Source organism: Robbsia andropogonis, from assembly GCF_000970345.1.
In the GTDB taxonomy this organism is placed as follows: domain Bacteria; phylum Pseudomonadota; class Gammaproteobacteria; order Burkholderiales; family Burkholderiaceae; genus Robbsia; species Robbsia andropogonis.
In genome coordinates, this window is the sequence record NZ_LAQU01000020.1 from 56,494 (window position 1) to 73,745 (window position 17,252).

General features: G+C 61.3%; 19 protein-coding genes. 7 read left to right on the plus strand and 12 right to left on the minus strand.

Annotated elements, in window-relative coordinates; genetic code table 11:
- Nucleotides 1-117 precede the first annotated feature (117 nt).
- The gene (gene map, locus WM40_RS17490; RefSeq protein ID WP_046153513.1) at nt 118-912 is read right to left on the minus strand and encodes a type I methionyl aminopeptidase; all 795 of its coding nucleotides are present in this window, start codon (nt 910-912) and stop codon (nt 118-120) included.
- On the minus strand, nt 909-1,202 hold the full coding sequence (locus tag WM40_RS17495) for a ParD-like family protein (RefSeq protein WP_024901593.1): 294 nt from the start codon (nt 1,200-1,202) through the stop codon (nt 909-911). Before WM40_RS17495 ends, map begins: the two co-directional genes overlap by 4 nt.
- Nucleotides 1,203-1,557: 355 nt before the next feature.
- On the opposite strand from WM40_RS17495, the gene WM40_RS17500 reads away from it, so the two are divergent.
- Both WM40_RS17500 and fumC read left to right on the plus strand, forming a co-directional pair.
- Nucleotides 1,558-3,222, plus strand: a complete 1,665-nt coding sequence (locus tag WM40_RS17500) for a phospholipase D family protein (RefSeq protein WP_024901594.1) — start codon at nt 1,558-1,560, stop codon at nt 3,220-3,222.
- Nucleotides 3,223-3,402: 180 nt separating this feature from the next.
- Nucleotides 3,403-4,839 (plus strand): class II fumarate hydratase, encoded by a 1,437-nt coding sequence (gene fumC / locus WM40_RS17505; protein WP_236693574.1) that lies wholly within the window; start codon nt 3,403-3,405, stop codon nt 4,837-4,839.
- 92 nt (nt 4,840-4,931) lie between these two features.
- Here fumC and WM40_RS17510 read toward each other — a convergent pair whose 3' ends face one another.
- Both WM40_RS17510 and WM40_RS17515 read right to left on the minus strand, forming a co-directional pair.
- Nucleotides 4,932-5,165 carry a hypothetical protein gene (locus WM40_RS17510; protein WP_046153514.1) on the minus strand — a complete coding sequence of 78 codons (234 nt, stop codon included), beginning with the start codon at nt 5,163-5,165 and terminating at the stop codon, nt 4,932-4,934.
- A complete protein-coding gene (locus tag WM40_RS17515; protein WP_046153515.1) occupies nt 5,125-5,961 on the minus strand; it encodes a thymidylate synthase in 837 nt (278 codons plus the stop codon). The genes WM40_RS17510 and WM40_RS17515 overlap by 41 nt, the downstream gene beginning before the upstream one ends.
- A gap of 185 nt (nt 5,962-6,146) precedes the next feature.
- On the opposite strand from WM40_RS17515, the gene WM40_RS17520 reads away from it, so the two are divergent.
- Nucleotides 6,147-6,689, plus strand: coding sequence for a dihydrofolate reductase (locus tag WM40_RS17520; RefSeq protein ID WP_024901597.1), 543 nt, complete (start codon nt 6,147-6,149; stop codon nt 6,687-6,689).
- 103 nt (nt 6,690-6,792) lie between these two features.
- Here the strand turns inward: WM40_RS17520 and pmbA are convergent, their stop codons facing one another.
- A complete protein-coding gene (gene pmbA, locus WM40_RS17525; protein WP_046153516.1) occupies nt 6,793-8,169 on the minus strand; it encodes a metalloprotease PmbA in 1,377 nt (458 codons plus the stop codon).
- A gap of 110 nt (nt 8,170-8,279) precedes the next feature.
- On the opposite strand from pmbA, the gene yjgA reads away from it, so the two are divergent.
- Together yjgA and mog are read left to right on the plus strand one after the other, a co-directional pair.
- The gene (gene yjgA, locus WM40_RS17530; protein WP_024901599.1) at nt 8,280-8,936 is read left to right on the plus strand and encodes a ribosome biogenesis factor YjgA; all 657 of its coding nucleotides are present in this window, start codon (nt 8,280-8,282) and stop codon (nt 8,934-8,936) included.
- Entirely contained in the window at nt 8,911-9,609 is a 699-nt protein-coding gene (gene mog / locus WM40_RS17535; protein WP_082102902.1) for a molybdopterin adenylyltransferase, read from the plus strand. Before yjgA ends, mog begins: the two co-directional genes overlap by 26 nt.
- 69 nt (nt 9,610-9,678) lie before the next feature.
- On the opposite strand, the gene orn is transcribed toward mog, so the two are convergent.
- On the minus strand, nt 9,679-10,296 hold the full coding sequence (gene orn / locus WM40_RS17540) for an oligoribonuclease (protein WP_036006997.1): 618 nt from the start codon (nt 10,294-10,296) through the stop codon (nt 9,679-9,681).
- Between the two features lie 148 nt (nt 10,297-10,444).
- Between orn and WM40_RS17545 the strand changes: the two genes are divergently transcribed.
- On the plus strand, nt 10,445-11,713 hold the full coding sequence (locus WM40_RS17545) for a M48 family metallopeptidase (protein ID WP_046153517.1): 1,269 nt from the start codon (nt 10,445-10,447) through the stop codon (nt 11,711-11,713).
- 31 nt (nt 11,714-11,744) lie between these two features.
- Nucleotides 11,745-12,653 (plus strand): ribosome small subunit-dependent GTPase A, encoded by a 909-nt coding sequence (rsgA, locus tag WM40_RS17550; RefSeq protein ID WP_096335507.1) that lies wholly within the window; start codon nt 11,745-11,747, stop codon nt 12,651-12,653.
- Nucleotides 12,654-12,686: 33 nt separating this feature from the next.
- Here the strand turns inward: rsgA and WM40_RS17555 are convergent, their stop codons facing one another.
- The 6 genes from WM40_RS17555 to rpsP form a co-directional block, all read right to left on the minus strand.
- Nucleotides 12,687-13,649, minus strand: coding sequence for a CobD/CbiB family protein (locus tag WM40_RS17555; protein WP_046153539.1), 963 nt, complete (start codon nt 13,647-13,649; stop codon nt 12,687-12,689).
- A 145-nt stretch (nt 13,650-13,794) separates the two neighbouring features.
- Nucleotides 13,795-14,631, minus strand: coding sequence for an NUDIX hydrolase (locus WM40_RS17560; RefSeq protein ID WP_046153540.1), 837 nt, complete (start codon nt 14,629-14,631; stop codon nt 13,795-13,797).
- A 178-nt stretch (nt 14,632-14,809) separates the two neighbouring features.
- The gene (rplS, locus tag WM40_RS17565; protein ID WP_024901605.1) at nt 14,810-15,199 is read right to left on the minus strand and encodes a 50S ribosomal protein L19; all 390 of its coding nucleotides are present in this window, start codon (nt 15,197-15,199) and stop codon (nt 14,810-14,812) included.
- Nucleotides 15,200-15,348: 149 nt separating this feature from the next.
- Entirely contained in the window at nt 15,349-16,113 is a 765-nt protein-coding gene (gene trmD / locus WM40_RS17570) for a tRNA (guanosine(37)-N1)-methyltransferase TrmD (RefSeq protein WP_024901606.1), read from the minus strand.
- 64 nt (nt 16,114-16,177) lie between these two features.
- Nucleotides 16,178-16,876: a ribosome maturation factor RimM gene (gene rimM, locus WM40_RS17575; RefSeq protein WP_046153518.1), complete on the minus strand. Its 699-nt coding sequence runs from the start codon at nt 16,874-16,876 to the stop codon at nt 16,178-16,180.
- 12 nt (nt 16,877-16,888) lie between these two features.
- Nucleotides 16,889-17,158, minus strand: coding sequence for a 30S ribosomal protein S16 (rpsP, locus tag WM40_RS17580; RefSeq protein ID WP_024901608.1), 270 nt, complete (start codon nt 17,156-17,158; stop codon nt 16,889-16,891).
- Between the last annotated feature and the right edge of the window lie 94 nt (nt 17,159-17,252).

A 17,252-nucleotide genomic window follows, 5' to 3' on the forward strand; every position in this document is an offset into this window, starting at 1 on the left:
TTGCCTGTCATTGGTAAAAGGCGAGGTGCAGATTTCCGGTCGGGACGCATGCCCCGCCCCGCACTGCGGGTGATGCAAATACTTTGTTACGATATGCATAGTGCAAGCGAAAACAGATCAAACCGCCGCATAGTCACCGAACCCATCCGGCCATTGCGTCAGCACGCGATAGCCGTCATCGGTTACCGCGACCATATGCTCCCATTGCGCGGAGAGGCTGCGGTCGCGCGTGACCACGGTCCAACCATCGGCCAATTGCCGCACGGCCGCCTGTCCCGCGTTGATCATTGGTTCAATCGTGAAAATCATGCCGGGCTTCAGCGTCGCCCCTTCGCCGGGGCGGCCGTAATGCAATACTTGCGGCGCATCGTGGTAGACCTTGCCGATCCCGTGCCCACAATACTCCCGCACTACGCTGAATCCCGCGGCATGCGCCACGGATTGAATCGCGTACCCCACGTCACCTAACGTCGCGCCCGGCCGCACGGCGCGAATGCCGGCACACATGGCATCGTAAGTCGTGCGGACCAAGCGGATTGCCGCGGCGCTCGGTGTGCCGACGCAATACATCCGGCTCGTATCTCCGAACCATCCATCCTTGATCACCGCCACGTCGATGTTGATGATGTCGCCATCCCGCAGCGGCTTTGGTGACGGAATGCCGTGACACACTTCGTGATTAACGGCAACGCAGACCGTTTTTGGATAGCCGTGGTAGCCCACATTGGCAGGCACGACGCCCAACTCGTCAACGATGTATTCGTGGCAGCGCCTGTCCAGCTTGTCCGTGGTCACACCCGGCTGCACATGCGGCGCGATCATCCGCAAGACATCCGCCGCAAGTGCGCCCGCCGTTGCCGCCTGAGCAATCTCCGCCTCGGAGCGTAGCGTGATTTTCTTATTTTCTCTCATGCCGCGCTCTCCGTCGCTCTTTGCTGGCTATCAGTGTTTACGGCATTCAATACAACGCCGCCGCGCTGAGCGTGTTCACCTTCAAACTGCACCAACGCCGGTCCCGTGCCATCAGCATCCGCCTGGATCAATATCCTGCAAATCTCCCCGTAAGCCAGCGACGGATACAACTCCGATAGCATCCCAACCCGCATCCAATGCTCCGCCTGCGCGTTGATCGATCGACTCAATGCACCGCTCGTCGCGCGCAGGTTTGCGTGCATGACATCGGATATCTTGATAATTCCCATGATGTGCCGTGATATACGAAATGTAGTCACTTCATATACTACCAACAATGCACCCCGCCGTCACGTGTGAAGACAGGTTTGCCCTGCGCCACGCCGTTGCCGAACGCCGACAATCCATTTGCTTTTAGACACGCCCCCCCTTCCGGATCATCCATCGGCGCCCCATCCGACTAACAATTGCCCGCGCAGCCTGGGCTCACGCGTCCCGGCACGCACCGTGCTTTAGTGCGTTTCGTCCACCGATCGAAAGCGGCCTTGCGCCGCGCGATCATTGCCAGGATTTCTCCTAGAATGCATGTGATGGCCCGCTGGTCACGCGCCCAGCTTCCCTCTCTCCTTAAAAAGACATAAAAACATGCGGTTTCAGCACGGGTACCAGTGGCAGGCGGCAACGCCTGGATTGAAGAAATTGTCTGATCTGTATGGCCGCTTTTGCCTGTTGCTGGCGGCGGCCACGCTGTTGGCATTAGCGGGGTGTGCCACGACACGGCCCGCTGCGTCGAGCTTCGTGCGTCAGCCATCGCAGGCGTTACCCGCGAGCACGCCCACGCCGCTGTCGGCCTCGTTTGCCGCCGCGCGCGCGGCGCATCCGGGAGAGTCCGGTTTCCATTTGCTGGTGCAAGGCCGGGAAGCACTGGCGGTGCGTATTTCGCTGGCCCGGTCGGCCACCCGGACACTCGACATTCAGTACTACATCGCCAACGAGGACAACACCGGCAAGTTGCTGCTCGAAGCGGCAGTCCGGGCAGCGGAGCGCGGCGTCCGGGTGCGCATGCTCCTGGACGATATGAATTTCAAGGATATCGACTCGATCATGGCGGTGATGAATTCGACACCGAATATCGAGATCCGCGTCTTCAACCCATTCGCGACGGCGAACGAAGGTGCACTGACGCGAATGGGCAACGTCGTGACGCACCTGGATACGCTGACCCGCCGAATGCATAACAAAGCGATGATCGCCGACAATCAGGCAGCCATCACCGGCGGGCGCAATGTTGGCGACGAATACTTCGACGCCAGTCCGTCCATTACGTTCCGCGATATCGACATCCTGTCCGTCGGGCCCATCGTGCCGGACATCTCGCGCAGTTTCGATGTGTTCTGGAATAGCGAGGAAAGCTATCCGCTGAAAGCGTTGAACAGACAGCACTTCCGGGCCGCGAAAATCGCCAAGGTGCGTGCTGAACTCCGCCGGCATTGGGACGAGATGTCGGCCATGACCGACGGCGCCAATCTCGACGAGCCGCCATTGGCGCGGCAGATTCGCACCGGGCAGATACCGTTGGTCTGGGCCAAGGCAACGTTCTATGCGGACACGCCACGCAAGATCACTACCCCGACCGATGACTACGTCAGCCCGCCGATCAGTCGCATCGGACAACTGGCTGATCAGTCGAAAAAGAGTTTCCTCATTATCTCGCCCTATTTTGTCCCGCATAACGGCAGCATCGATAAGTTGGGCGATATGGTGGCGCGCGGTGTCCAAGTATCGGTGCTGACCAATTCCCTGGCGGCAACCGATGCACCGGCCGTACAGGCCGGCTATGCCCCGGCACGTGTGCCGCTGTTGAAGAGAGGCGTCGCCCTGTACGAATTCAAACCGATTGCCGGGGAGCGCAAGCCCGGGCTGATCGGCTCGCATTCGCGTGCCAGTCTGCACGCGAAAGCCTATGTGTTCGATGATCAGATTCTGTTTATCGGCTCACCGAATCTCGATCCCCGATCCGCCGGCTTGAACACGGAAATGGCGCTTGAAGTGGACAGTCCGGTACTGGCGGAACAGGTGACGGCATTGTTCCGCGAAGCAGCGTCGCCCGATGAGAGTTACCATGTCACGCTGGCCGATCGCGACGCCTTGGCGCAGACCGGTGCGTCCGGCTCGCCACCCTCGCCCCTGGTATGGACCACGCGCGAGCACGGTCAGGTAGTGACGTACAACTTCGATCCCGATGCCGGGCTATGGCGTAACGTACTGACCGGCATCTTTTTCATCTTGCCGTTGAAAAACCAGTTGTAAGAAGCGAACGACCGCGCGCGACACGGTTCTCGGGCTGGCAAATCCCCGATGCGCCCCCAGCCAAGAGGGATATGCCGATGACCTGCCCCCGCCGCGCGCCCTGACAAACGTCCCGAGGCGCCGCTCCCCACTGCGGCAGCCCGACGACCGGTCGCACGACGGCGCATTCTGGAGTTCACGATGACAGCAGACGCGCAGCATTCCTCGTCCCGCCACGCCGACCATCACGGTGCGGTCCGCATGGAACGCGACACCTTTGGCGAAATTGCCGTTCCATCCGCCAAACTGTGGGGAGCGCAAACGCAGCGCTCGCTACAGAATTTCAAGATATCGACCGAGAAACAATCGCCGGAGATGATTCATGCGCTGGCGATCGTCAAGCGCGCCGCCGCCGCGGTCAATCAACAGCTCGGTGTTCTGCCCGAGGATCGGGCACAGGCGATCATCGCCGCAGCCGATGAGGTGATCGACGGCAAACATCCGGACGAATTTCCGCTTGCGGTCTGGCAGACCGGCTCCGGTACGCAGACGAATATGAACCTCAACGAGGTGCTGGCGAACCGGGCCAGCGAGTTGCTGGGCGGCGAGCGCGGTGAAGCGCGCAAAGTCCATCCGAACGATGACGTCAACCGCGGCCAGTCGTCCAATGACGTATTCCCCACCGCGATGCACATCGCCGCCGCCTACGCGATCCACCATACCTTGCTACCGGCGCTGTCCCTGCTCCGCGATACATTGCAAGCAAAATCGAAGGCGTTCGACGATATCGTCAAGATCGGCCGGACCCACTTGCAAGATGCCACACCGTTGACACTGGGCCAGGAATTTTCCGGCTACGTCGCGCAGTTGAACCAGGCAATCAAACACGCGCAAGCCGCGCAGCCGCATCTCTATGAACTCGCACTAGGCGGCACCGCCGTGGGCACCGGTTTGAACGCGCATCCGGAATTCGCGGTCAAGGTGGCGGCGGAAATCGCCCGGTTGACGAAACTGCCCTTCATCACCGCGCCGAACAAATTCGAAGTGATGGCGGCGGCGGATGCGTTGGTGCATGCGCATGGTGCGCTGAAGACCGTGGCGGCAGGCTTGATGAAAATCACCAACGATATCCGTTGGCTCGCCAGTGGTCCGCGCTGCGGACTCGGCGAACTGTCGATACCGGAAAACGAACCGGGGAGCTCGATCATGCCGGGCAAGGTCAATCCGACACAATCGGAAGCCGTGACCATGCTGTGCTGCCAGGTATTCGGCAACGACGTCGCGGTCAATTTCGGCGGTGCCAGCGGCAACTTCGAATTGAATGTGTTCCGCCCGATGATCGCCCATAACGTGCTGCAATCGGTGCGCCTGCTGGCCGATGGCGCACGCAGCTTCAACGACAACTGTGCCGTTGGTATCGAACCGAACCGCGAACGCATCACCACCTTGATGAACGAATCACTGATGTTGGTGACGGCGCTGAATCCGCATATCGGCTATGACAAAGCGGCACAAATTGCAAAGAAAGCGCATAAGGATGGGTCGACGTTGAAAGCGGCCGCACTGGCACTCGGCCACGTGACTGACGCGCAATTCGACGAATGGGTCAAACCGGAAGAGATGGTGGGCAAGCGCTGAAACAGCGATGCTTTACCGGGCGAATGCCCGCTTGAAAAAACGGAACGGCCCTGATGGGCCGTTCTTTTTGCGGGCGTGGCAAAAGCAAACTGTCAGCGGCTACGGAACGAGACGCCCTGGTCGATCGTGCCGTACATCGAAATACCGTTTGCGCTTCCCGCACTCCCTCCGCTGCCTCCGGCGCAACCGCCGAGCACCAGACTCGCCGCACACACCATGGCAATCGGCATCCAGGCCAACAATGGCGCGCCACGCCGGCGCGGCGGTGCCGTCGTGGCCACGCAATCAGATGGCAATGGGCGCGGCGATATGCGGGTGCGGATCATAATCGGCGATCTCAAAATCTTCGAAGCGATAGTCGAACATCGACGCCGGCCTGCGGTGGATCTTCAATGCCGGTAACGCACGTGGTGCACGCGTCAATTGCAGCGCGGCCTGCTCGACATGATTCGAATAAAGATGGGCATCGCCAATCGAGTGGATGATCTCACCCGGCTCCAATCCCACCTGCTGCGCCAGCATATGCGTCAAGAACGCCACCGACGCGCAGTTATATGGCACGCCCAGGAACCAGTCGCCGGAACGCTGTGTCAGCATGCAGCTCAGGCGGCCATTGGTCACATTGAACTGATACATCACATGACACGGCGGCAGCGCCATCCGTCCCGCCGCCGCGTTCTCCACCGGGGAACGCGACTCGTCCGGCAGGAATGACACGTTCCATGCATTCAGGATATGGCGGCGGCTATTCGGTTTCTTGATCAAGGAATCGACAAGCGCTGAAATCTGGTCCGTTGACGTGCCGTCCGGATTGGGCCACTTGCGCCACTGCGCGCCATAGACCGGACCCAGCTCTCCTTCCGGCGTCGCCCATTCGTCCCAGATGGTGACCTTGTTCTCGTGCAAGTAGCGCAGATTGGTGTCGCCGCGCAGAAACCACAGCAATTCATGCAGGATCGACCGTATATGCAGTTTCTTCGTCGTCAGCAAGGGAAAACCGTCGGCAAGGTCATGCCGGTACATCACGCCGAAAATCGAGCGCGTGCCGGTGCCGGTGCGATCGCCCTTGACGTGCCCCTGTTCGAGGAGCTGCCGCAGAACGGCGAGATACTGCTGGTCCATGCGCGAACACTCGTAGAGAATTGACTGACCCGCGTATTTTACTCCGCCTTATCCAGACGAGACAGATTCCGGCAGATCCGGAAGATGCCGCGACAGCGACAGCGACAGCGATACAATGTCGGGCCAACGACCTGACAGGTCGATGTATCGATCTGTCGACGTGCCCGCTTCCACCCGACGTCACCATGACCCAGCCGACCCCTGCAGCACAGCCGCTGTCCCAACCGCCATTGACGCTCATTGTCGCGCGCGCGCGCAACGGTGTGATCGGACGCGACAACCAGTTGCCGTGGCACCTGCCGGAAGACCTGGCGTATTTCAAGAAAACGACGATGGGCGCGCCGGTCGTCATGGGCCGCAAGACACACGAGTCGATCAGACGACCGCTGCCGGGACGTCGAAATGTCGTGGTCACCCGCGACCCCGCACGCGAATTTGCCGGATGCGACGCGGTGAACAGCCTGGAAGCAGCGCTGCAAGCGTGTGCGTCGGACGGCGTGCCGGAGGTGTTCCTGATCGGCGGCGCGCAGTTGTACAGGGAAGGGATGAGTCTGGCGCAGCGGTTGCTGATTACCGAGGTGGATGCCGATGTCGAGGGCGATGCGTTCTTTGCCGCCCCCGATCCGACGATCTGGGTAGAAACTGCCCGGGAAAGCCATCCGCCGATGACACGCGAGAACGGCACGGCGCGCCTGGGTTATGCATTTGTCGAATACCGCCGCCGTTAAGCAGTGGCGGTTTCGACCAGCATGGACAACCGCATCGCCTGACGCCCCACCACGTCGCCAGACGCAATGATGCGAGTCACGCCACCATCATCACACCGCCCGCTCATGCCTTCCCGGCGATCGTCATCCGTTCAATGAGGATCGACCCACAGGTCTTATTGCCGCGAACCAATTCATCGGCACCCACGGCCACGACGTGGCGCAGCATCTCTCCGAGATTACCGGCAATCGTGATTTCCTCTACCGGATACCGGATCTTGCCGTTTTCCACCCAGAACCCCGATGCGCCGCGTGAATAATCGCCCGTGATCAGATTCACGCCTTGTCCCATCAGATCCGTCACGAACAAACCGGTATCGAGCTTGCGCAGCATCGCATCCAGGTCATCGCCCGGATCGGTCAGCTTGCTGACGATCTTCAAGTTGTGCGCGCCGCCAGCGTTACCAGTGGTGGGCATGCCGAGCTTACGCGCCGAGTACGTCGACAGAAAATACCCTCGCAGCACGCCTTCCTCGACGAACGCGCGCTTGCTCACGCGCACCCCCTCGTCGTCGAACGGTGCACTGCCCATCGCGCCAGGCACGAACGGGTCTTCGATAATGCTCATATGATCCGCCAACACCGGGCGATCGAGACTGTCGACAAGAAACGATGCTTTCCGGTACAACGCCCCGCCGCCAACGGCCTGCGTCAGAGACGCGATCAACCCCATCGCGATCGGCGCTTCGAACAGCACCGGCGCCTTGCATGTATCAATCGGCCGGGCGCCCAGGCGGGACAAGGCACGCTCGGCGGCATAGCGACCGATTTTCTCGGCCGAGCTCAACAGCTTGGCGTCGCGCTTGACCGAATGCCAGTCATCGCGCTGCATCTGCCCATTCAAGCCGGCAATTGGTGCGCACGAAACGAAATGCCGCGAGACCGGGTAGCCACCGATGAAACCACGGCTGGTGGCCAGGACGAATTGCGAATGTTGCGCCGCGACCGTCGCGCCGTCGGAATTCTCGATATGCGGATCGGTCTCGAACGCCGCCTGCTCGGCACGTTGGGCGATCTCCACGGCGGTTTCCGCATCGAGGTCCCACGGGTGGAATAGATCGAGGTCACGCGGAGACCGTTCGAGCAGCGCTTCCTCGGCCAAGCCGGCGCAGTCGTCTTCGGCGGTAAATCGCGCGATATTGTATGCCGCCGCCACCGTGTCACGCAGTGCCTTCGGCGTGAAATCCGAGGTACTCGCATTACCGCGTCGATTGCCGATGAACACGGTCACGCCGACGGACTTGTCGCGATTGTGCTCGATGGTCTCTACCTGATCGCGCCGTACGCTGACGGAGAGGCCATCGCTTTCCGAGATCTCGGTGGCGGCATCGGTGCCACCGATTTCCTTCGCGTACTTCAGGATATCGCTGGCGATCTCCTTCAACTGGTCCTGCGAATGGGGAAACAAACGCGAGGTCTTGGACGTATGAGCTGCGGGCATGGGTTGACGTATCTCCTCGGAAGCCTGGATAGAGGCCAGGCGGCCATCGCCCGATCATATCAAACCCTGCCAACACGCACAGCGGCCCGCTGGGTCTGTACAATTCGCGCATGACTCGCAAACGAAACGCCAGCCGCGCAGGGGAAGCCGGCCGGCCCAATGAACTCCCCGAAAGCCCGCTGGGACCTGATGGTGAACCGGTCTACGACCGGCCCAGTAAATCACAGCGCAAACGCGACACCGCAGCGCTCCAGGTGCTGGGCAAGGAACTAGCGGAACTGCCCAAGGAGGCCTTCCGCAAATTGCCGCTGCCTGAAGCCCTGTTTGACGCCCTCACCGAGACGCGCCGGATCACCGACCACGAAGGTCGTCGACGGCAGCTTCAGTTCGTCGGCAAGGTGATGCGCCGCCTGGACGACGCCGACGTGACCGCGTTGCGGCAAACGCTCGACAAGATCCGCGGCATCAGCCGTGCGGAAACGGTGAAACTGCACGCTATCGAGCGGTGGCGCGACGTACTGCTCGAATCCGATGACGCGCTGACTGATTTCCTGCAACGCTACCCGGAAGCGGACGTCCAGCAAGGCCGAACCCTGATTCGCAACGCTCGCCGGGAAAGCCAGCGTGAGGGGTCGCCGCGCTATTACCGCGAATTGTTCCAATGGGTAAAGGCGGCCAGCACCGTGGCCAGCGCCGAATCCGGAGACGAGGACGGTGGCGACGAAGAAGACGAGGACCACGATGACGACATCGATCACCCCGCCTGAAACGCCTGATGCACCCCGTGCGGCACACGCAGGCACCGGTGAATCGCCTACACGCACCGCACGGGGCCATCCCGATGAAGTCGTGATCGGGTTGGTCTCCATCAGCGATCGCGCGAGCGCCGGTACCTATCAGGACGCCGGCATACCGGCATTGGCACAGTGGCTCGAAACGGCACTGACCAGCCCGTTCCGGATCGAGACACGGTTGATCCCCGATGAAGCCGCCAATATTTCAGCAACGCTCGTCGAACTGGTCGACCACGTGGGGTGCGACCTCGTGCTGACCACTGGCGGCACGGGCCCATCACGCCGCGATGTCACACCTGAGGCCACACTTTCGGTGGGGACAAAGACGATGCCTGGATTTGGCGAGCAGATGCGACAAATCAGCCTGGCCTTTGTTCCCACCGCGATCCTGTCACGTCAAGTCGCGGTGATTCGAGAAACGCCGACGCATGCCGCGTTGATCATCAACCTGCCCGGTCAGCCCAAATCGATCAAGGAAACGCTGGAAGGCCTGCGGCAGGAGGATGGGACATTGCGCGTGCCAGGGATTTTTGCGGCCGTGCCCTATTGCGTGGATTTGATCGGCGGCCCCTACATCGAAACCGATCCCGCCATCGTCGATGCTTTCCGGCCCAAATCGGCGCGACGCCCGCAGCCTGGGGCATGAGGGTCGCGCGACGCTGACCGACGCACCGGCGGTACTGGCACGATCGGCCGATGCGGTGCGCGTGGACGCTTACGCTTTATCGGCGTCGGAACGGATGAAATGCTCGCGGTAATATTTCAATTCGTCAATCGATTCGACGATATCGGCGAGTGCCGTATGTTGCGCCCGCTTTTGGAAACCCTTCATCAGGTCAGGACGCCAACGGCGCATCAGCTCCTTCAGCGTACTGACGTCGAGGTTGCGATAATGGAAAAACGCTTCCAGTTCCGGCATCCAACGCGCCATGAAACGGCGATCCTGGCAGATCGAATTGCCGCACATCGGCGATTTGCCGGGGGGAACGTATTGTCCGAGGAAGGTGCGCAATTGCGCGACCGCGTCCGCCTCCGTCACCGTCGAGGCCTTAACCCGATCGATCAGACCCGAACGACCATGCGTATTCTTGTTCCAGTCATCCATGGCGTCCAAGGCAGCATCGGATTGATGGATGGCCAAGACAGGGCCTTCGACCATCACCTGCAGTTGAGGATCGGTGACCACCACGGCGACTTCGATGATGCGGTCGGTATCCGGCTGCAGGCCGGTCATTTCCATGTCCACCCAGACGAGGTTGAATTCACTGCGAGGGAGGACGGCAGGCGCGGACGGCGACGATACGACGGGCGTTTCAGACGAAGGAACGGACATGACGGCGACAGTAGCGAAGAAACGATAATTCCCGCATAGTGCCATACGGTCTCCGATATGCCCACCTCCGCCCTGTAAAACACGCGGCCGGCAGCCGCGATGGGGTGCTTCAGCGCACGATGCTGCGTACTTAGCCGGACGTCTTACCATGTTCTCGATTCTGTTCGCCATTGCACTGGCCGCGATGGTCGCCACCAAGCTGTGGCTCGGCATGCGCCAGATCCGCCATGTCGCCGCGCACCGCGCCAGCGTCCCGACGCGTTTCGCTGATACGATCCCGCTCCACGCACATCAACGTGCCGCCGACTACACCGTTGCCCTCGCGAAACTGAGCGCCGCGGAGGTGGTCACTGGCGCCGTGGTGCTGGCGTTGCTGACCCTGGGCGGCGGCACCGGTGCATTGGATAGGCTGCTGACCGCTTGGCTGGGAGACGGCATGCTGCAGCAGGTCCTGCTGATCGCCGTAGTGGTGGGGATAACCAGCCTAGTCGATCTGCCCTTCGACTACCTCCGACATTTCGTCGTGGAGGAGCGCTTTGGTTTCAACAAGATGACACCGGGCGTGTTTTTCGCCGATCTCGCGAAATCCACCGCTATTGGCGCGGTGCTCGGTCTGCCCCTGCTGCTTGTCGTGTTATGGCTGATGGCGCGCGCCGGCGCGCTGTGGTGGCTATACGCATGGGCCGTGTGGGTCGGATTCAACGTGCTCGTGCTGGTGCTCTATCCCACGTGGATCGCACCGCTCTTCAACAAATTCCAGCCACTCGACGACGACGGGCTCCGGACGCGGATCGAAGCATTGCTGCAACGTTGCGGCTTTGCGGCAAAGGGCCTGTTCGTCATGGACGGCAGTCGCCGATCGGCGCACGGCAATGCCTATTTCACCGGTTTTGGTGCGGCCAAGCGCATTGTCTTCTTCGACACGCTGATCTCGCGCCTGTCCGGCGACGAAATAGAGGCGGTGCTGGCGCACGAACTGGGACATTTCAAGCGTCGCCATGTGATCAAGCGGATGGTGGCAACGTTCGGCATCAGCCTGGCCCTGCTCGCCTTGCTCGGCTGGTTGATGCAACAAAGCTGGTTCTATACGGAAATGCAGGTGCACCCGGACGGTGCCGGCACGAACAACGCCGGCCTGGCGCTGCTGCTGTTCTTCCTGATCGCACCGGTTTTCCTGTTCTTCGCCGGGCCGATCAGTGCGCTGACGTCGCGCAAGCACGAATTCGAGGCCGATGCATTCGCCGCCGATCAGACGCGGGCGCAAGACCTCGTCAATGCGCTGGTGAAGCTGTACCAGGACAACGCGTCGACGTTGACACCTGATCCGGTATATTCGGCATTTTATTATTCTCACCCCCCCGCATCGCAGCGCATCGATCGCCTGCTGCAGTTGGAAGGTATTCGTGGCGCAACCTAAGCAAGCTCCTGCCCGCGCGGCAGACCCGGACATGTTCGAAGGGACGGTAATCGCCGCGCACGGCCGACACTACGTCGTGACACCGGATGACGGCAGCCCGCTGATGCAATGTTTTCCACGCGGCAAGAAAAGCGACGTCGCCGTCAACGATCGTGTCAGCGTGGCGCGGCAGTCCGCGGACCAGGGTGTCATCGATGCAGTGCTGCCGCGCCGCAACCTGCTGTACCGCTCCGACCAATACAAGTCGAAGCTGTTCGCGGCGAATCTCGACCAGATTGCGATCGTCGTCGCCACCGAACCGCATTTCAGCGAGGACCTGCTCGGCCGCGCCCTGGTGGCAGCTGATGCACACGGTCTTAGTGCCTGCATCATCCTCAACAAAGTGGATGTCACCGATGCGCTGGCCCACGCGCGCGGTCGACTGGCGCCGTATGCCGCGTTGGGCTACCCGGTTCATGCGTTGTCGGCCGGGGCCGATCCGCAGGGCGCGCGCGCCACGCTGGCGCCGGCGCTGAGCGGCCGTACGACGTTGCTGCTGGGTCAGTCGGGAATGGGGAAATCGACGCTGATCAATGTACTGGTACCAGGTGCCGAAGCGGCAACGCGCGAAATCTCCGCGGCATTGCATGCAGGCAAGCACACGACGACCTTCACACGTCGCTACGCCTTGCCATCAGTCGATGAAAACAGCGCGCCTGGCGCCCTGCTTGACTCGCCCGGTTTTCAGGAGTTTGGCCTGCACCACTTGACGGAAGGCACGCTGGAGCGGGCCTTCCCCGACTTCCGGCCGCTGCTGGGCAAATGCCGATTCTATAATTGCCGTCACCTGCACGAACCGGGTTGCGCGATTCTCGAAGCGCTTGGCGACGGTCGAATCACACCGAACCGGCATGCGCTGTACGCCCAATTGGTACACGAGACCAATCAGGTCGTGCGCTGATTCCTTCCTCGTGCGCGCCGCACGACGACACCATCACGCCAGCCACACCGACAGCGTCACCATCAACAACAGAATCATCCACAGGATGACCGCACGCCAGACCAGCCCGACCGCCGAACGGAGCGTTCTCGGTGTGCAATCATCCCCTACCGGCAGCGGCGCGGGGCGGTTGTAAGGATCAAGCATCGTATCGAACGTGCCGAACGACTCCGTCGCCGTTTGCTCCGCTTGGGGCTCCACCAGGCGCGCGCCCAGCGCGCCGCTCCCCGCCGCCAGCAGCACCCCCTCGTTCGTATCCGCCCACACACCACCGTAATGGCGCCAGGCATAAACCGCGTCCTCGAAATTACCCACGATGGCAAAACCCAGCGCGGTCAGACGTGCCGGAATCCAGTCGATATAGAAGAATGCGCGGCGTGCGAAGTTGGCGAAGGCCGGACTGTGCTCGGCCGAAGGCTCAGTCCACGTTGCCGCCAGATGCGAGGCGATGCGATAGCACACTGCACCCGCCGGACCGATCGGAATCAGAAACCAGAAAAACACGCCGAACACATGCCGATGGGAAGCGATCACCGCATAGACGAGCGTGTTACGCACGATCTCACTGACCGGCATGTCTCGCGTTTCAATGCCGGTCCAGGTCTGCAACAACTCACGTGCGAGCGGCACATCGTCGTTATTGAGCGCAACCTGGATATCGGTGAAGTAATGGCTGAACTGCCTGAATCCAAGCGTCAGATACAGCACGGCCACGTTCCAGGCGAAAGCCAGCACAAAGCTGACATGCCACAGTAAATAATAGATGACGCCAACCCCTACCGTCCAAGGCAGGACGACGCCCAACCACGCCAACACGCCGTGCTTGCCGCGTCCACCATCCATGCCGCGGCCAGTGCGTTCGGCGTGTCGCCGCAGCAATCGCGAGACGACGTTGTTCGAGTCGAGCGCGCGAAGCTGCTCGAGGATCAAGGCGAGAAGTACAGAAAAGAAAGTCATGCGATCGGCTGCACAAAGCAAAAGACGGAACACACGGAACAGCATTGGCATACGGATACGGCAAGCACCGTTTACACCTCGCCATCCGAGGAACACGTTACCAATGTGCTTGTAACAATAACATCAAATGTAACGCTCGAAGACGTCAATTACATTGGGCCGAAAGGAAGTGGTAGAGGTTTCGCAACATACCTGCCGTGGCGCCCCAGATGAAGTGCTCTCCATGCCCATCGACGCGTGGATAGGGCATGGAAAAGAAACGGCGCGCCGTAGGTGCTGCAACGTCGGCGCCTGCTGCCGCAAGCGGATCTGTCATTGTCCTGGGCAACGCGAAAGACGACGCTATCCCGTCTCGACGAGAAAACAATGGTGATGCTTCTTGCCGGCTCGTCGGTGGGGGGCTCTGCGGCTGGTAAAGGCGAATCTGGTGATGCAGAGGGTTCATCAAGAACGCCAATGGCACCTCGAAGCATTCGGCTACTTCCCGCTCGGCTGGCTTGACGTCGAATGGCGGATGCACTAGAGCAACAACCGGCGTCACGGCGTAGCCGGTGCCAGTTATGTATTCCGGCATGCAACCCAGCAGTTCGACATGGCGGGCCGCGAGCCCGATCTCTTCCCATGCTTCGCGCAACGCCGTGGCGACGACATCGCGGTCCTCAGGATCACACCGTCCGCCTGGAAACGAGATCTGTCCAGCGTGATCGGTCAGGTGCGCCGCGCGCTGTGTCAGTAATACGGTAAGCTCTTCCGGCCGCGTCACCAATGACACCAGCACAGCGGCCGGCCGCAACGATGCATGCAGGCTCGACTCGCGACCCTGCGGCTCCAACTGCTCCGGAACCCATTGCAATGTATCGGCAATGGCAAAACGTCGGCGCAATGCGTCGGCGGTCATCACCTCGGCGGGCAACGGCGCCAGGTCCACCGGGGGTGCCTCTATCGGTAGCACGGCGGGATCGAACAGCGGGCGGTCTGGCATCGGTGCGGATTCCTGTTGTTCTGTACGACCATATTGCGGTGCGAACACCAAAAGCACAAAGGCACCCGAAGGTGCCTTTGTCAACAACCGATACTGCATGCCGGCCCCGTGCAAGCATCGCGATCAAACGCGCCACCGCACGGAGCCCCCCGGGAATCGCATCCCAGGGTACCGTGGCTTACTCTGCCGCGGCTGCCGGCTGTTCCTTGCGGACCAGCTTTTCCTTGATACGCGCCTTCTTGCCGGACAGTGCGCGCAGGTAGTACAGCTTCGCACGACGCACGTCACCGCGACGCTTGACTTCGATGCTGGCCAACTGCGGCGAGTACGTCTGGAAGGTACGCTCGACGCCTTCACCCGACGAGATCTTACGAACGATGAACGACGAATTCAGACCACGGTTACGCTTGGCGATGACCACGCCTTCGTAAGCCTGAACACGCTTACGCGTACCTTCAACCACGTTCACGTTGACGACGACCGTGTCACCCGGCGCAAATTCCGGAATGGTCTTATCGCCCAAAGCGCGTGCGATTTCTTCTTTTTCGAGTTGTTCGATCAGATTCATGATTACTCCTGAAACCATCTTGCCGACGTTGTATACCGCGCTGATGCACGAGGCCTCGGCAGAGGATGGGGAAACCGGCAGGAAATCATTCCTGCCGCCGTAGTCCGGCCCTATCGCGCCCGTCGTGTCATTGGCTTGAAACCAATCGTTCACGCCGGGTCCGATGAAGCCGGATTGGCGAGCCAGGCCTCATCGGCCTTGCTCAACAATCCATCGCGACGGGCCGCATCGATAAGATCCGGGCGGCGTGCCCGGGTTTTCGATAAAGACCGCTGGCGACGCCACGCGACAATCTGCGCGTGGTGACCGCCCAACAACACATCCGGCACCCGCACCCCTTCGTATTCCTCAGGGCGCGTGTAGTGCGGACAATCCAGCAAACCATCGACAAAGCTATCCTGCACCGCCGATTGGGCATCCCCCAGCACACCGGGCAGCAGACGAATCACCGCATCCATCAATGCCATTGCAGGTAGTTCGCCGCCCGACAGCACGAAGTCACCAACACTGATTTCCTCGTCGACACATCGGTCCAACAACCGCTGGTCCACCGCTTCATACCGGCCGCACAGCAACACCAGACCCGACTCCGCCGCCAGCGACGTGACCCGCTTGTGGGTCAACGGCGCGCCTTGTGGCGAGAGCATCACCACGCGCGGCACGGGGCGCCCCTCCGCCTGCTGCGCGGCTTTCGCCGCCGTAATCGCGGCATCAAGCGGCCGGGCCAGCATTACCATGCCGGGGCCGCCGCCATAAGGCCGGTCATCCACGGTGCGATGCGAGTCGACCGTGAAATCGCGCGGATTCCACGTGTGCAACGCATAGCGCCCCTGCTTGACCGCCCGGGATGTCACGCCCCAATCGGTCAAGGCCCGAAACATCTCCGGGAACAGTGTCAGCACGTCGAACCGCATGCTCGTCTCCGCCGGTCGCCCCCGATCCCCTGACGAGGTTCCAGGCGTACCGTGCTGCCGGGTATCAATAATCGACATCCCAGTCGACGACAATCCGCTTGCCTGGCAGGTCGACTTCCCGCAGGTACGCATCGACGAACGGGATCAGCCGTTCGCGCTCGACCGTCTGGCCGTTGGCTTCCTGCGAGTCATACGCCACCCGCAAAACCGAATGCGCACCGTTGTCCATCAGGTCGCAAACCCGGCCCAACGCCGTCCCGGCCGGATTCACCACCGCCAGGCCGAGTAAGTCGACCCAGTAATACTCGCCGTCAGGCAGCGCCGGAAAGTCCGCGCGGCGTACCAGCACCGCGGTTCCCTTCAACGCCAATGCCGCATCGCGATCGTCGCAACCAGCGATCGAAACCGCGACCGCACCGCTGTGCACCTTGGCACCCCGCACCGCCGTACGTCGCGGCGCCGACTCGCGTGGACCGCGCAACCACCAATATTTGGCGTTCAACATCGCGGCGTCGCCATCAGCGGCGCCAGCGTGCGGGAAAACCTTGACCTGACCGCGTACCCCGTACGCCTGGCCAATCACCCCTACCTCGATGAGGTCGTTCGGGAGAACAACCGGCTCAACGGGCACCGCATCGGCCTGTGCGACAACCTCGACATCGGCCTCGCGATGCTCATCGGCGGCCTTTTCCGTCGCCCCCCCCTTTGGGGCGCGCGGGCGGAAAGCGCCGAAGCCCGGCGCATTCGATCCTAACGACGTCAAACCTGCTCGCCTTTAAGCTGCTGCCGGCGCTGCCGCGACGGTCGCCTTGGCGGCTTCCTTCGCCAGACGCGCGACTGCGGGCGACAACTGTGCGCCGGTACCAACCCAGTACGTCAGGCGATCTTGCGCGATACGCAAGGTTTCGCCCTTTTGCGCGACCGGATTGTAGAAACCGATACGCTCGATGAAACGGCCATCGCGGCGATTACGCGAATCGGTCGCAACGATGTTGTAAAACGGGCGCTTCTTCGCGCCACCGCGGGACAGGCGGATGATGACCATACTGAATTCCTAGAAATCTGGTGTGTGTGCAGCGTGAAACACGCGATTATAGCGGGAATTTCGCTAGCTACCAAACACTTAGTGTGATGTCGGC

Coding starts and splice junctions, on each gene's coding strand:
- WM40_RS17495 (WP_024901593.1), bottom strand. CDS start 1,202: ATGGGAATTATCAAGATATCCGATGTCATGCACGCAAACCTGCGCGCG.
- map (WP_046153513.1), bottom strand. CDS start 912: ATGAGAGAAAATAAGAAAATCACGCTACGCTCCGAGGCGGAGATTGCT.
- WM40_RS17510 (WP_046153514.1), bottom strand. CDS start 5,165: ATGATCCGCACCCGCATATCGCCGCGCCCATTGCCATCTGATTGCGTG.
- orn (WP_036006997.1), bottom strand. CDS start 10,296: ATGTCCGTTCCTTCGTCTGAAACGCCCGTCGTATCGTCGCCGTCCGCG.
- mog (WP_082102902.1), top strand. CDS start 8,911: ATGACGACATCGATCACCCCGCCTGAAACGCCTGATGCACCCCGTGCG.
- WM40_RS17560 (WP_046153540.1), bottom strand. CDS start 14,631: ATGCCAGACCGCCCGCTGTTCGATCCCGCCGTGCTACCGATAGAGGCA.
- rpsP (WP_024901608.1), bottom strand. CDS start 17,158: ATGGTCATCATCCGCCTGTCCCGCGGTGGCGCGAAGAAGCGCCCGTTT.
- fumC (WP_236693574.1), top strand. CDS start 3,403: ATGACAGCAGACGCGCAGCATTCCTCGTCCCGCCACGCCGACCATCAC.
- WM40_RS17545 (WP_046153517.1), top strand. CDS start 10,445: ATGTTCTCGATTCTGTTCGCCATTGCACTGGCCGCGATGGTCGCCACC.
- yjgA (WP_024901599.1), top strand. CDS start 8,280: ATGACTCGCAAACGAAACGCCAGCCGCGCAGGGGAAGCCGGCCGGCCC.
- trmD (WP_024901606.1), bottom strand. CDS start 16,113: ATGCGGTTCGACGTGCTGACACTGTTCCCGGAGATGTTTCGGGCCTTG.
- WM40_RS17515 (WP_046153515.1), bottom strand. CDS start 5,961: ATGGACCAGCAGTATCTCGCCGTTCTGCGGCAGCTCCTCGAACAGGGG.
- WM40_RS17555 (WP_046153539.1), bottom strand. CDS start 13,649: ATGACTTTCTTTTCTGTACTTCTCGCCTTGATCCTCGAGCAGCTTCGC.
- pmbA (WP_046153516.1), bottom strand. CDS start 8,169: ATGCCCGCAGCTCATACGTCCAAGACCTCGCGTTTGTTTCCCCATTCG.
- rplS (WP_024901605.1), bottom strand. CDS start 15,199: ATGAATCTGATCGAACAACTCGAAAAAGAAGAAATCGCACGCGCTTTG.
- rsgA (WP_096335507.1), top strand. CDS start 11,745: ATGTTCGAAGGGACGGTAATCGCCGCGCACGGCCGACACTACGTCGTG.
- WM40_RS17520 (WP_024901597.1), top strand. CDS start 6,147: ATGACCCAGCCGACCCCTGCAGCACAGCCGCTGTCCCAACCGCCATTG.
- WM40_RS17500 (WP_024901594.1), top strand. CDS start 1,558: ATGCGGTTTCAGCACGGGTACCAGTGGCAGGCGGCAACGCCTGGATTG.